Here is a 14,152-nt window from a genome sequence, read left to right on the forward strand (position 1 = left end):
TTATAAAACATTTTTCTGAAAAAATCTGACTACCTTTTTGTAATAGCTTATACTCAATGAAAATCAAAGAGCAAACTAGGAAACTAGCCGCAGGCTGTACTTGAGTACGGCAAGGCGATGTTGACGTGGTTTGAATTTGATTTTCGAAGAGTATTAAGAACCAAAACTCTTGAAGAAGTTGACAATGGCTTGCCAGAGGGAGCTTAAGAAGTTACCACCTTCTTCTAGCGCCTTATCAGCATCAAAGTTAAGGTTGATATTTTTAAAACTGTCGCCAGCTTGTGATACAATGCTTTGTTTCAGGTCCTTTAAGGTTTTAGTGAAGTCTGCATTGCTGAGGATATCACTCTTTGAGAGATTCAAAGCAAAATTGATGATGATATTGATCTGGTTTCCTGTTATCACCTGATCAAGTTTGTAATTTTTTAAGGTATCTTCAACGATTTTACGGACATCTTCCTCTGTCAGATTTCCCTTGCTTTCTTTAGCTTTGGCAAGTCCTGACTTGATATCGGCTAGGGCAACGTTCAATTTATTAGCATCATAGCCAGTTTTGTCCTTGTTTTCAGCATTGATATCAGACAAAGCCTTTAGCTCTTCTTGAGCCAAATCTTTATTGGCTTGTGGCACCTTGGCTCCATTAGCTTCTAGAGAATAGTATATCCCTGCTAAAGCACTCTCACCTGTAACTGGAATAGGTGCTGCTACAGTGATTTTGGCGTGTTCCACACCCAAAGTTACGGCCGCATTGCGGTACATATCCTGCGTCACCTTAGTAATGTTTTCTGGTGTTTCAATCTTGACCTCAAGTGGTGATTTGTCACCTAGCTTTTGAATCTTGGCTGATGAATACAATTGTAAGCTAGAATCATTGGCAACATTCATAATCTTAGAATAGACATCAGGTGTCATGGTCTTGAGTTCTTTGGTGTCTGTTGAGGCATTGTAGCCCAGTTTTTGAAGGGTTTGATTTTTTTGGTCTTCAGACAATGATGAACCTAGGACATATTCAGGTTGAACATAGGTTTCATCGATGACTTTTTGAACATCTGTTGCTGCATGGACACTATTCATAGCTGTTACTGCCCACAAGACCGCAGCACTAGTCAGAAAGAGTTTCTTTCTCATAGGGAATTTCCTCCTTTACCTTTCTAGAGTAATATATCTATCTTAAAGAAAACTTATAAAAAAACACCTGGGCTAGCCAGATGTCGAAAAGAGAGTGAAACATTTGATGATGTAAAGGTTGAGTTGCACCTGTCTAGAATAGTAATAGTTTCCTCCATTTACATAGAGTTCGGCACCGTGAAAAATGGAAATAGGGTGAATATAACTATAAGTCTTTCCAGTGGTATTGCCAAGCAAGGGGGCAACAGTCTCACGAGAGTACTGTTTGGCCAGAGCCAAGGTATTTTCCTTGCCATTTTGGGCGATAAAATCGATATAGGCAGGTCCAAAATTATAGGCTTGAACAGCTGTCCAGACATCAACACCCTTCTTCTGGGCCAGATAGAGATTGTCTGTCAGAGTTTGAACGCCTTGCCGAATGCTAGAGGCATTATCATTGATGGTGTTGGTGGAACCACTTGCAGACTCACTAGACTGCATAACATCGCCTTCTTTTCCTTTTGTTTCAGTATAAATCATAGCGAGCACAAGCTCTTCGTTTGCTGGAGTGTCTTTTTCACTCAAAATTTCTCGCACCATGGGTTGATAGGTCATGACTTGCTTAACATCTTGGTGAACTCGATAAGCTTTATATCCAGCAAAAAGGAAGACTGCTAGTACAAGCACTCTTCGAATTCGTTTAAACATTATTTACTTTGGATATCCTCGATATTTTTGATTAAGATAGAGTAAGTTCCATTGTCATTTTGGATAAACTCAACAGACTCGGCGTCTTGATAGACGTTATTGGGAACGATGAGCTCAATTCCATTTGATAAGGAGAGTTTTTGGTTTTCAAATTTTTTAAGCTGGCGACTGGCATCAATTTCATCAAATTGAACTGGTTCTGGTACAGCTTCCTTGACTTGGTCAATAAAGCTCAAACGAGCCGTCAGATTATTGTCAAAAAGGTCATTGGCCAATTTTTCAGGTGATAATTCATTGCTTTCTTCTAGGTTGTTGAAAATCGCTGATTTGACCTTGGATTGAAATTGAAAATCATCTGTGTTAAAAGTCTCAGCAATTCTTTGGGCTGTTTTTTCCAATTCCTTGATAGATTTCTTAGGAGAAATCTTAGGAGCGACAGCAAGAAGATTTTCTGAAAAATAGTTCAAAAAAGTCCCGTTGTACTTGATTCGTTTTTCAATCAGATGGTACTTGCGGCTTTGAAGATTAACCACCAAGGCCTCATCAGCCCCTGTTCCAAATCCAGGCAAGTTATTCTGAGTCAGCTTGATTGGATTATCAACTTCTCCACCGAGGTGGGTCAATGTCTCCCGCAGGGCAATTCGCAAGAAAGCGAAATGCTCTACACCTTCTTTAGAAAATTGTACAAAAATCAAGTCATTGGTCTTGAGATTTTCAGAAATACTGAACTCTTCTTTCCAGAGATTAGCCAGTATTACTGATGTCTCCAACAAATCGTCTGTGATATGATTGAAGAAGGGATTTTCTTCCTCGAAAATCCCAGTCTTGGCTTCATCTGAATACACACGTTCAATTTTTCTACGCAAGTATTCTTCGATTTTTGGAGTAATATTGAGAAGCTTATCCGCTAGGAACAGCTCGGTATCATCCGGACTGAACTGGTGAATAATGGCTTTCTTAATATAAATGTCCATAAAAGTTTTAGTCCTCGTATAATGGGAAGGCATCTGTCAATTCTTTGACTGCACTTCTCACTTCTTCTAAGACAGCTTCATTTCCTGCATTCTTAAGGGTTTTAATGATAAGTTCAGCCACCTTGCGACTTTCTTCTTCACCAAATCCACGTGCAGTAATAGCTGCTGCTCCGATACGAATCCCACTAGTCTTGAATGGTGACAAGGTTTCGTAAGGGATTGAGTTTTTATTTAGGGTAATATTGACTTCATCCAGCAAGTTTTGAGCAACTTTTCCGTTTTCTACAACCTTAGTCACATCCACTAGGAAGAGGTGGTTTTCAGTCCCGCCAGAAATGATACGGAAATCAGGGTCTTGCAAGAAGACATCTGCCATAGCCTTGCTGTTTTTGATAACATTAGCAGCATATTCCTTGAAAGCTGGATCCAAAACTTCTTTGAAAGAAACAGCTTTAGCTGCCACAACATGCTCCAAAGGACCGCCCTGAATACCTGGGAAAATAGCTGAATTGATTTTCTTAGCGAGTTCTTCGTCATTGGTCAAAATCAAACCACCACGAGGGCCACGAAGGGTTTTGTGAGTCGTTGTTGTCGTGATATGAGCGTATGGTACTGGGCTTGGATGTAGACCAGCAGCAACCAAACCAGCGATATGAGCCATATCTACCATAAGTTTAGCCCCAACAGCGTCCGCAATTTCACGGAATTTTGAAAAATCGATAATTTGAGAATAGGCTGAAGCACCTGCTACGATCAATTTTGGTTTTACTTCTTGGGCTTGTTTCAAGATAGCATCAAAGTCCAAGAGTTCGGTCTCAGGATCCACACTATAAGAAACAAAGTTGTAGGTTTGACCTGAGAAGCTAACAGGAGCTCCGTGGGTCAAGTGCCCACCTGCTGCCAAATCCATTCCCATAACGGTATCACCTGGCTCAATTAAGGCCATGTAAGACGCACAGTTGGCTTGGCTTCCTGAGTGAGGTTGGACATTAGCGAATTTAGCGCCGAAAATTTCTTTTACACGTTCAATAGCTAGACTTTCTACCACATCTACCACATCAGTTCCACCATAATAACGGCGTCCTGGGTAACCTTCAGCGTATTTATTCGTCAAGATAGACCCTTGAGCTGCCATAACAGCCTTGGAAACTACGTTTTCCGAAGCAATCAACTCAATGTTGTTTTGTTGTCGTTCTTCTTCTTTGGCAATAGCATTCCAGAGATCAGCATCGTATGCTTTAAAATCATCTTTGTCAAAAATCATAGGTCTTCTCCTTTATTGTGTGACTAGTCCATTAGTTTAATTTTCTTATTAGAAAATCAAACTAAAAGATACGAATAAACCGTTTCTGCATTTTATCACAAGTATAACCAACTTTTTCATAAAATGCATGAGCACCCAGACGATGGTCGGCAGAGTTTAAGCGGATAAACCCATAACCACGTCTTTTTGCTTCTTCTTCCAACCCTTGTAATAAGCTTTTACCAATACCTTGACCTTGTGCTTGAGGTGAGACTGCTAAGGCTAAAATATTAAATCCTGCTTTGGAATAGAGGGATTCATAAACTTCAGCGTGGACATATCCAAGCAAGGCATGACTAGCTTCATCCTCATAAGCAAGTAAGAAATGATGTGAATTCTGAGATAGTCTAGCTAGTTGACTAGCCGTGTCCTCTAGACTAAAAGAATAGCCCAAAGCCTCTTGGTTGATTTCACATATCGCTTTCACATCTGTTTCTTGCAAACCTCTTAGCATCTCATTCCTCCTCAAAAGAAATCTCTGGCAACCTAGCAAGAATATCTTCTCGCTTAATGACCCCTTGGCGTAAGATTTTCACCTTGTCTCCAGACAAGTCCACGATAGTTGAATCCTGTCCAGTTAGAAAAGCATCGTCTTCTAGACCCAAAACCTCTTGGTCAAAATCCTTCAGAATTTGTTCAAAGGTCACTCCACTTGCCTGACCTGAAATATTGGCAGACGGCCCAATCAAGGGACCTGTCTCTCGAATCAAATCAAGGGTAATGGGATGACTCGGCATCCGAAATCCAACAGTTGCAAGGTCAGAATTGACCCAATAGGGAACTCGGTCATTGGCTTCAAGGATAATGGTCAAGGGACCTGGTAAAAAGGTCTCTACAAGTTTTTGAAGATAAGTTGGCTGATTCTTTGAAAAATGCAAGATATCCTCTAAAGAGGCAATATTGAGATTGAGTGCCTTGTCTCTGGGACGACGTTTGAGTTGGTAAACATGGTTAACTGCTTCTTCGTCTAGAGCCTTGGCAAAGAGACCGTAAACTGTCTCCGTAGGTAAGACAACTGCACCACCCTTTTCTAACTCTTGTCTAATCCTGTCTATCATCAATCACGACCATCCTATCTTGACCAAATTGGTCCTTGAGTGTTCGAACTCTTTTTTCAGGAAGATGTTTCCTAAAAAGTTCAGGAACACTTTGACCTTGCTTGTAACCAATTTCAAGGTAAATCTTACCACCATCTTTGAGATAGTCTTTTGCATCTTCCGCAATTCTACGGTAAATAGCTAGGCCATCCTCGTCTGCAAAGAGAGCTAGATGAGGCTCCGAATGCAAAACATTCAAGCCGACCTCTGACTCATCTTCACGAGAGATATAGGGTGGATTGGAAACAATTATATCATATTTTTCAGAAATTTCTGTAAAACAGTCAGATTTTTTTAAAAATATTTGAAGATTTTGATTTTTAGCATTTTCGTTAGCTAAATCTAAAGCATCTTGGGAAATATCTGCTGCTGTCACTGACCAATCTGGTCTTTTTTTTGCTAGAGCGAGAGCAATAGCTCCACTACCTGTCCCGATATCTAGGACCTTAAGATTTTCTTCAGAATTTTCAGCCAGGATAAGCTTGACTAATTCCTCTGTCTCTGGACGAGGGATCAATACTCGCTCATCAACTTTTAACTGCATTCCGAAGAATTCTGCATGACCAATGATATACTGTGCCGGTTTATGAGTTGCTAACTGTTGGAAAATTCCTTTTACAAATACTTCTTCCTCTTCCGTCACTACCTGCTGAAGAGCAAAAACAAAGTCTGTAAAAGAGAGATTTTTCAGGCTACGATAGACAAAAGAGAGGCTTTCAGCTTCCTCTCCTTGTCTTATCAATTCTTCTTCAAAATCTGAAAATAATTGAGCTAATTTCATTATTTGTTTAATTCTTCTAATTTTTGTGTTTGGTCATAAAGCACCAAGGCATCCACAACTTCGTCCAATTTACCAGACAAAATGGTATCTAGTTTTTGGAGGGTTAAACCGATACGGTGGTCCGTCACACGGTTTTGTGGGAAGTTATAAGTACGAATCCGTTCTGAACGGTCCCCAGTACCGATTGTCGACTTACGCTCAGCGTCTTGTTCATCTTGTGCAATCTGAGCAAAGTGGTCAGCAACACGCGCACGGATGATTTTCATGGCCTTCTCACGATTTTTCTGCTGGGTACGTTCTTCCTGCATCTCAACCTTGATATTGGTTGGCAAGTGAACGATACGAACGGCAGTCGCAACCTTATTGACGTTCTGTCCACCAGCACCTGATGCGTGGTAGATGTCAACACGAAGGTCTTTTGGATCAATATCGTATTCAACCTCTTCAACTTCAGGCATAACAAGAACTGTCGCTGTTGAAGTATGAACACGGCCTTGGCTTTCTGTCACAGGAACACGTTGCACACGGTGGGCACCTGATTCGTACTTAAGCTTAGAGTAAACAGACTGACCTGAAACCATGGCAACCACTTCTTTGAAACCGCCGACACCATTCATAGAGGCTTCCATAACTTCAAAGCGCCAGCCTTGGGCTTCAGCATACTTTTGATACATGGTTAGCAAATCCCCAGCGAAAAGTGCTGCCTCATCTCCACCCGCTGCTCCACGGATTTCAAGGATGATATTCTTGTCATCGTTTGGATCCTTTGGAAGAAGCAAGATTTTCAACTTTTCTTCGTATTCTTCTTTTTCAGCCTTGGCATCTTTGAGCTCTTGCTTAGCCATTTCTTCCAAGTCCGCATCTCCACCTGATTCCTTAATCATCTCTTCAGCATCAACGATGTTTTGAAGGACTTGTTTGTACTCACGGTAGGCTGTTACTGTGTCACGAGTTGAAGCCTCTTCTTTGGAAAGCTCCATGAAACGCTTGGTGTCTGAGACGACATCTGGGTCACTGAGCAACTCTCCTAATTCTTCATAACGGTCTTCTACAGCTTGTAGTTGATCATAGATGTTCATTTTTTCTCCTTATTTCTCAATTGTTAAATCATAGATTGCTACTACTTCGTTCTCGGATATTTCCCCAGTTTCTTTAAATCCATAACTGAGGTAACAAGATCTTGCATGTTCGTTTTCTGGTTCATAAGACAACCAAAGTTTATTGCTTAAACCTGCTGGCGCTGTTCGAACATAGTCTAGTACTTTATCCATAATTGGTTTAAAATATCCTTGATTTTGAAAATTCTTATCAATCATAAAACGAAATAGTAAATAATTTCCACTACTAATTCCGATCTTTTTATCATAAGCTATCATCACAAAACCTATAATTGCATCATTATCATAAACTGCCAATGGAGCTACAAAATCTCCATTTTTAGTGTAGACGTATGCTTCAGCTAAACTAATTGCGTTGGTTGCAATGAATTGTTTTTGATATTCCTTGACATCCAAATTCAAAACATCAAAATAATTTTCCATTGTAACATCTCTTAGTTCAATTGTCATAGTTTTGCTCCTTGTTAGAGGTTATCATTGGCGCAAAATAATGTTTACGGCAAACCGAGATATAGGTTTCATTGCCACCAATCTGGATCTGTTCTCCATCGTAAACGGGCAATCCATCCTGAGTACGCAATACCATGGTCGCCTTTTTCTTACAATACTGGCAAATGGTCTTGATTTCGTCAATCTTGTCTGCTAAGAGCAATAGATATTTGGAACCTTCGAACAGTTCATTGCGAAAGTCATTTTTCAAACCAAATGCCATGACGGGTATATCTAACTCATCAACAACACGAGCTAGGTCATAAACATGATGACGTTTGAGAAACTGGGCTTCATCGACCAACACACAGTAAGGCTTTTCTGGTAGGTCTCGGATATAGCCAAAGATATCTGTCGTCTCCTCAATCGCAAGAGCAGGGCGTTTCATGCCAATTCGACTCGACACATAGCCAACACCGTCACGCGTATCCAGAGCCGAGGTCATAATCACAACACCTTTTCCTTGCTCCTCATAGTTATAGGCCACCTTGAGAATCTCAATCGTCTTACCAGAGTTCATGGTCCCATAACGATAATACAACTGTGCCATGTTTCTTGCTTCACGTCCATTTCTAAATTTTTGCTACATTCTAGTATATCATAATTTTCTTAAGCTTTAAACGGCAAAATGTGGTAAAATAGAAGAAATCAAAAACTGGTGGAGGAAGCTATTATGCCATTTGTACGCATCGATTTATTTGAAGGACGCACGCTCGAACAAAAGAAAGCTCTAGCTAAGGAAGTAACAGAAGCTGTTGTTCGCAACACTGGAGCCCCTCAATCTGCTGTCCATGTCATCATCAACGACATGCCAGAAGGAACTTACTTCCCACAAGGGGAAATGCGCACCAAATAATCTAGCTTAAGCAGAATTGCTTAGGCTTTTTCAATCTCCAAGTAGCATCCATTGAAGAAATAGTCCAAATTTGTTACAATTTGAAAAGAGACTTGGAAAAATTTCCAATAAAAGAGCTATTTATTAAAGGAAACATTATGATTACACGTGAATTTGATACCATCGTTGCTATCTCTACTCCACTAGGTGAAGGGGCTATTGGTATTGTCCGCCTGAGCGGAACAGAAAGTTTTGCTATTGCGCAAAAGATTTTTAAAGGAAAAGACTTGAGTAAGGTTGCTAGCCATACTCTTAACTACGGTCACATTGTTGACCCTCAGACAGGGAAGGTCATGGACGAGGTTATGGTTGGAGCTATGAAGTCTCCAAAGACCTTCACTCGTGAAGATATTATCGAGATTAACACCCACGGTGGGATTGCGGTGACCAATGAAATTCTCCAACTAGCGATCCGTGAAGGAGCTCGCTTGGCAGAACCTGGTGAATTTACCAAACGTGCCTTTCTAAACGGTCGTGTGGATTTGACACAGGCTGAGGCGGTCATGGATATCATCCGCGCCAAGACAGACAAGGCCATGAACATTGCGGTCAAACAACTTGATGGTTCCCTTTCTGATCTTATCAATAATACTCGTCAAGAAATCCTCAATACACTTGCCCAGGTCGAGGTCAATATTGATTATCCTGAGTATGACGATGTTGAGGAAGCCACTACTGCTGTTGTCCGAGAGAAGACTATGGAGTTTGAGCAATTGCTAACCAATCTCCTTAGGACAGCCCGCCGCGGTAAAATCCTCCGTGAGGGAATTTCAACAGCCATCATCGGACGTCCAAACGTTGGGAAATCCAGCCTCCTCAACAACCTCTTGCGTGAGGATAAGGCTATCGTTACAGATATTGCTGGTACTACTCGAGATGTCATCGAAGAATACGTCAACATCAATGGTGTTCCTCTCAAATTGATTGATACAGCTGGTATCCGTGAAACGGATGACATCGTGGAACAAATAGGTGTTGAGCGTTCGAAAAAAGCCCTCAAGGAAGCCGACTTGGTTCTACTGGTGCTAAATGCCAGTGAACCACTGACTGCTCAAGACAGACAACTTCTTGAAATTAGTCAGGATACTAACCGTATTATTCTACTTAATAAAACAGACCTGCCTGAAGCGATTGAAATTTCGGAACTACCTGAAGACGTTATTCGTATTTCAGTCCTTAAAAACCAAAACATCGATAAGATTGAAGAGAAAATCAACAACCTCTTCTTTGAGAATGCCGGTTTTGTTGAGCAAGATGCTACCTACTTGTCAAATGCCCGTCACATTTCCCTGATTGAAAAAGCAGTTGAAAGCCTACAAGCTGTTAACGAAGGTCTTGAACTAGGTATGCCAGTTGACTTGCTTCAAGTTGATTTGACTCGTACTTGGGAAATCCTCGGAGAAATCACTGGGGATGCTGCTCCTGATGAACTCATCACCCAACTCTTTAGCCAATTCTGCTTAGGAAAATAAGAAAAATCCATGATCGTTCTTGCGGTCATGGATTTTATTGTCTTATTAGTAATCTGGTCTTAAGACACCTGTTACGGTTGCTTTAGTTGCTTCGTAGTCGCCATCTACAACAACCTTGATAATGCGTTTTGCATCTTCTTCTGGTGCTGGAACTAGAGGTAATCGAGTTGGACCAGCTTCAAATCCCATATAGTTGAGAACGGCCTTGACAGGAGCAGGACTTGGATATGAGAAGAGGGCATTAACCTTAGGAATGAATTTACGTTGAATAGCTGCGGCTTTCTTCATATCGCTTTCTGCAATGGCAGTAAACATCTCGTGCATTTCATCCCCATTTGTATGTGATGCAACAGAAATAACCCCATCCGCACCAAGGTTCATGGCATGGAAAGCATCTCCATCCTCACCTGTATAAATCAAGAACTCTTCTGGCTTGTGCTCAATCAAGTAAGCCATATTAGCCAAGCTAGTACATTCTTTGACACCGATAATATTTGGATGGTCAGCCAAACGAAGCATGGTTTCTGGAGTCAATTCGACAACTACACGCCCTGGAATGTTATAGATAATAATTGGTAGGTCAGAAGCATCTGCAATGGCTTTAAAATGCTGATACATTCCTTCTTGAGAAGGTTTGTTGTAGTAAGGAACAATAGCAAGCCCAGCTGCGAAACCACCAAATTCCGCTACTTCTTTGACAAACTCGATCGAGTCACGCGTATCATTGGTACCTACACCCGCAATCAAAGGAACTCGTCCATTGACAATCTTTTGTACAGCCGCAAAGAGTTCCAACTCCTCATCGTGGGTTAAAGTTGGACTCTCAGCAGTCGTTCCAGCTAGAAGAATGCCGTCTGTATGATGGGCCAATAAATGCTCAATCAGGGCTGGAATGGCATCAAAGTTAATGGAACCATCCTCGTGAAAGGGGGTAATAAAGGCTGTGATGATTTTACACTCTTTTAAATCTTGATAAGACATGAAAACACCTCTCTATTTCAAAGAAGGAGTTCATCTGAACTCCTAAACGATATGACTATTTTAATTCAAATTTCAATTCGGCAGTTGGACGAACCAATCCACGTTCATGAAGAGTTTCAGCAATCTGAACTGAGTTCCAAGCAGCACCTTTGAGAAGGTTATCTGAAACAACCCACATGTGAATTCCTTTTTCTGCATCCAAGTCTTTACGGATACGACCAACAAAGGTATCACGTGAACCAACTGCATTGATGGCTTGAGGATAGATTTGATGAGTTACATCATCTTCAAGGACAGCGCCTGGGAAGGCTGCGATAGCTGCTTTCACTTCTTCAATTGGAGCCACTTCTTTTGTTTCGATGTAAACAGACTCAGAGTGAGCTGACAAGACTGGAATGCGCACACATGTTGCAGATACTGCAATGCTATCATCTTCCATGATTTTCTTAGTTTCCTTAGTCATCTTCATCTCTTCGTAAGTGTAATCATTGTCAGTGAAGACATCGATTTGTGGAAGAGCGTTAAAGGCGATAGGATAGTGTTTCTTGTCACCACCTGAAGGCAAGATTTCCGCATGCAAATCACGTGGTTTCACACCATCATTCAACACTTCACTAAGTTCACGTTGTGTCTCAAGAATTGCTCCCATACCAGCACCTGAAACGGCTTGATAAGTTGAAACAATGATACGGTCCAAGCCCCATTTTTGGCGAACTGGCTCAAGAGCCACCATCATTTGGATTGTTGAACAGTTAGGGCAAGCAATAATCCCGTTGTGGGCATCAAGTGCGTGAGCATTGACCTCTGGAACAACCAAAGGAACATCTGGATTTTGACGGAAGTAAGATGTATTATCTACTACTACTGCGCCAGCTTTCACTGCGTATGGTGCATACTTAGCTGATGTAGAACCACCTGCTGAAAAGAGAGCAATATCAACTCCTTCAAAAGCAGTTTCAGTCGTTTCTTCAATCGTAATATCTTGGTCTTTAAATTTCAAAGTCTTGCCTGCTGAACGTGCAGAAGCAAGTAAACGAATTTTATCGATTGGAAGTGTTGATTCTTCCAACATTTTTATCATCTGAGCACCGACAGCACCTGTCGCGCCGACTACAGCAACTGTATATCCCATAAATAACCTCTTTCGGAATTTTCTAAAAATTTCTATAATAGAAGTATTATACTACTTTTTCCATGAATTGCAAAGCTTTTTCATCATTTTTTGAAAAATAAAAATCCCCAGTCGCTAGACTAGGGACTAAGAGGCATCTTCATGTGATGAGCAGGTTCACACAACTCATCAAGGTCCGCTCCTGCGTTATGACCTCCTTATGCTCAATAGTAGTCCGAAGACTACCTATCGACTCATCGCATCTTCTATTCTACTAAAGAGAATGACTTTTGTCAACAGCCAAAACGCTTTAACTTCATTTATACAGGTCAATAAGAAAAACCTTGGTCTCCCAAGGTCATTTTGTTTCTATCATGCTAATTGCCGGGATTGAACCGGCGACCTCATCCTTACCATGGATGCGCTCTGCCAACTGAGCTAAATCAGCTTACTTGAAAAGTATACTATAATCAGAAAATCTTGTCAAGTTTCCTTAGAAATTTTCTATAAGAAAAAGCCAGAAAAAGCCAGGTAAAGGCTACCTAGCTTGTCCTGTTCTATTTGCTTAAATCGATTCGACGACCAATTTTACCGATAATAATCGCTCCAATAATCAATGAGGCAAATTCACCGATTCCTGTTGTGAACCAAGTAAGGAAGAATGGTAATTCTGCTACAATATTTAACTCTGCAGCGATAGTAAACATGGAAATTGAAAAGAGGATTGAAAAGAAGAAATGATCTTTTCGAATCAATCCGTTAAAGAGGTAATCTTTGCTGTATTTTGCAAAAAGCCAAACACCTAAACTGAGGAATACCAAGGTTGATCCACCACCAACAAAGACATCTAGGAGTCCGAAGCTAAAGAAATTAGCAATCATACAACCGATGGTAACTCCGATGATGTACTTGGGATTGTAAAAAGCCATAAAGTTCATCATTTCTGAAATACGAAACTGATAAGCACCATAGCTAATGGCATTTAGAGGCGGTGTGACAGTCAAAACGACATAGATAGCAGCAACAATTGCAATATCTGCAACATCACGAATAGTTAATTTTTTCATCTTTTCTCCTTTGGCGGTTATCCGCGTGTAATATGCTTGGTGAAAGAAGCTAAGCACCAAGGGTTGCTTTATTCAACCTTACTAGTATAGCACAATAGCCTGCTTTATGCTATACTTAAAGCATGAAAAAACCTATTCAAAAATTTTTTAACAATGAAATCTTAGCCTATCTCTTTTTTGGCCTTGCAACAACTCTAGTTTCGATTCTCTCACGACTAGTCATTTATCAACTAAGTCATCAGGAACTCCTTGCTACTGCCCTAGCAAATAGTATTGGTATCCTATTTGCCTTTATCACAAATGATACGATTGTATTTAAGCAAGCAAGGAAGAATCGGCTTATTCGTTTAGTGAAATTTTCTCTTGCTCGCCTTTCTACTTTTCTGTTAGATTTACTATTTACTTTTCTGTTTGTGACTCAATTCCCTCATATCATAGGGCGATTTGTAAATGAAGACATTGATAAGATAAATACTATTGAAACAATAATTGCACAAATACTCATTATTATCATCAATTATATCTTGAGCAAGGTCTATATTTTTAGAAAATAATGCTCCATTTATGAGCCTTTTAATTGCCTTCTATAATGATTTAGGATACAATGAAACACGAAACGTTGAAAGGAAAACAGTATGTTAAAAAATCTAAAATCATTCTTGCTTCGAGGAAATGTTATTGACCTTGCTGTCGGTGTTGTCATTGCCTCTGCTTTTGGTGCTATCGTTACTTCACTTGTAAACGACATTATCACTCCTCTTATTTTAAATCCCGCTTTGAAAGCTGCTAAAGTCGAACGTATTGCTCAACTTTCTTGGCATGGAGTCGGCTATGGTAACTTTTTAAGTGCTATTATCAATTTTATCTTTGTGGGTACCGCCCTCTTCTTTATTATCAAGGGTATTGAAAAAGCACAGAAACTCACTGGCATAAAGGAAGAAAAAACTGACGAAAAAAAACCAACCGAATTGGAAGTCCTTCAAGAAATCAAAGCTCTTCTTGAGAAAAAATAAGCTATTAAAAGGATCTAGCGCAAAGCTAAATCCTTT

The 14,152-nt window shown here is 40.4% G+C and carries 17 protein-coding genes, 1 tRNA gene and 1 riboswitch; of the genes, 4 read left to right on the forward strand and 14 right to left on the reverse strand.

Annotated features, from left to right (window positions below):
• Positions 1-153 precede the first annotated feature (153 nt).
• The 10 genes from KV696_RS01855 to KV696_RS01900 form a co-directional block, all read right to left on the reverse strand.
• Complete coding sequence (locus KV696_RS01855) at positions 154-1,128, reverse strand: DUF1002 domain-containing protein (protein WP_219966702.1); 975 nt, start codon at positions 1,126-1,128, stop codon at positions 154-156.
• Positions 1,129-1,200: 72 nt separating this feature from the next.
• Positions 1,201-1,815, reverse strand: coding sequence for a cell wall hydrolase Pmp23 (gene pmp23 / locus KV696_RS01860; protein WP_000476378.1), 615 nt, complete (start codon positions 1,813-1,815; stop codon positions 1,201-1,203).
• Positions 1,815-2,789: a nucleoid-associated protein gene (locus tag KV696_RS01865; RefSeq protein WP_219966703.1), complete on the reverse strand. Its 975-nt coding sequence runs from the start codon at positions 2,787-2,789 to the stop codon at positions 1,815-1,817. Before KV696_RS01865 ends, pmp23 begins: the two co-directional genes overlap by 1 nt.
• Before the next feature lie 7 nt (positions 2,790-2,796).
• Positions 2,797-4,053: a serine hydroxymethyltransferase gene (gene glyA, locus KV696_RS01870; RefSeq protein ID WP_219966704.1), complete on the reverse strand. Its 1,257-nt coding sequence runs from the start codon at positions 4,051-4,053 to the stop codon at positions 2,797-2,799.
• A 61-nt stretch (positions 4,054-4,114) separates the two neighbouring features.
• A complete protein-coding gene (locus KV696_RS01875; RefSeq protein WP_061087958.1) occupies positions 4,115-4,546 on the reverse strand; it encodes a GNAT family N-acetyltransferase in 432 nt (143 codons plus the stop codon).
• 1 nt (position 4,547) lies between these two features.
• On the reverse strand, positions 4,548-5,150 hold the full coding sequence (locus KV696_RS01880; RefSeq protein ID WP_061087957.1) for an L-threonylcarbamoyladenylate synthase: 603 nt from the start codon (positions 5,148-5,150) through the stop codon (positions 4,548-4,550).
• Positions 5,134-5,970 (reverse strand): peptide chain release factor N(5)-glutamine methyltransferase, encoded by an 837-nt coding sequence (gene prmC / locus KV696_RS01885; protein WP_061087956.1) that lies wholly within the window; start codon positions 5,968-5,970, stop codon positions 5,134-5,136. Before prmC ends, KV696_RS01880 begins: the two co-directional genes overlap by 17 nt.
• Positions 5,970-7,049 (reverse strand): peptide chain release factor 1, encoded by a 1,080-nt coding sequence (gene prfA / locus KV696_RS01890; protein WP_001028815.1) that lies wholly within the window; start codon positions 7,047-7,049, stop codon positions 5,970-5,972. The genes prmC and prfA overlap by 1 nt, the downstream gene beginning before the upstream one ends.
• A gap of 9 nt (positions 7,050-7,058) precedes the next feature.
• Entirely contained in the window at positions 7,059-7,538 is a 480-nt protein-coding gene (locus KV696_RS01895; RefSeq protein WP_033688835.1) for a GNAT family N-acetyltransferase, read from the reverse strand.
• Positions 7,528-8,127 carry a thymidine kinase gene (locus KV696_RS01900; RefSeq protein WP_000068144.1) on the reverse strand — a complete coding sequence of 200 codons (600 nt, stop codon included), beginning with the start codon at positions 8,125-8,127 and terminating at the stop codon, positions 7,528-7,530. Before KV696_RS01900 ends, KV696_RS01895 begins: the two co-directional genes overlap by 11 nt.
• 123 nt (positions 8,128-8,250) lie before the next feature.
• Here KV696_RS01900 and KV696_RS01905 point away from each other — a divergent pair, with 123 nt between their 5' ends.
• Both KV696_RS01905 and mnmE read left to right on the forward strand, forming a co-directional pair.
• Entirely contained in the window at positions 8,251-8,433 is a 183-nt protein-coding gene (locus KV696_RS01905) for a 4-oxalocrotonate tautomerase (protein WP_001117401.1), read from the forward strand.
• A 137-nt stretch (positions 8,434-8,570) separates the two neighbouring features.
• A complete protein-coding gene (gene mnmE, locus KV696_RS01910; protein ID WP_219966705.1) occupies positions 8,571-9,944 on the forward strand; it encodes a tRNA uridine-5-carboxymethylaminomethyl(34) synthesis GTPase MnmE in 1,374 nt (457 codons plus the stop codon).
• Positions 9,945-9,989: 45 nt separating this feature from the next.
• Here mnmE and dapA read toward each other — a convergent pair whose 3' ends face one another.
• The 4 genes from dapA to KV696_RS01930 form a co-directional block, all read right to left on the reverse strand.
• Complete coding sequence (gene dapA / locus KV696_RS01915) at positions 9,990-10,925, reverse strand: 4-hydroxy-tetrahydrodipicolinate synthase (RefSeq protein ID WP_000121606.1); 936 nt, start codon at positions 10,923-10,925, stop codon at positions 9,990-9,992.
• A 55-nt stretch (positions 10,926-10,980) separates the two neighbouring features.
• Positions 10,981-12,057 carry an aspartate-semialdehyde dehydrogenase gene (locus tag KV696_RS01920; RefSeq protein WP_219966706.1) on the reverse strand — a complete coding sequence of 359 codons (1,077 nt, stop codon included), beginning with the start codon at positions 12,055-12,057 and terminating at the stop codon, positions 10,981-10,983.
• A gap of 354 nt (positions 12,058-12,411) precedes the next feature.
• Positions 12,412-12,484 (reverse strand) — tRNA-Thr (locus KV696_RS01925).
• 109 nt (positions 12,485-12,593) lie between these two features.
• Positions 12,594-13,103 carry a QueT transporter family protein gene (locus KV696_RS01930; RefSeq protein WP_000737071.1) on the reverse strand — a complete coding sequence of 170 codons (510 nt, stop codon included), beginning with the start codon at positions 13,101-13,103 and terminating at the stop codon, positions 12,594-12,596.
• A riboswitch (PreQ1 riboswitch) is annotated at positions 13,101-13,197 on the reverse strand. Its footprint overlaps the gene before it by 3 nt.
• Before the next feature lie 28 nt (positions 13,198-13,225).
• Here KV696_RS01930 and KV696_RS01935 point away from each other — a divergent pair.
• Complete coding sequence (locus tag KV696_RS01935) at positions 13,226-13,657, forward strand: GtrA family protein (RefSeq protein WP_219966707.1); 432 nt, start codon at positions 13,226-13,228, stop codon at positions 13,655-13,657.
• Between the two features lie 81 nt (positions 13,658-13,738).
• Positions 13,739-14,116, forward strand: a complete 378-nt coding sequence (mscL, locus tag KV696_RS01940) for a large conductance mechanosensitive channel protein MscL (RefSeq protein ID WP_000916792.1) — start codon at positions 13,739-13,741, stop codon at positions 14,114-14,116.
• Positions 14,117-14,152 lie beyond the last annotated feature (36 nt).

This window comes from Streptococcus humanilactis (assembly GCF_019448275.1).
Classification (GTDB): Bacteria; Bacillota; Bacilli; order Lactobacillales; family Streptococcaceae; genus Streptococcus; species Streptococcus humanilactis.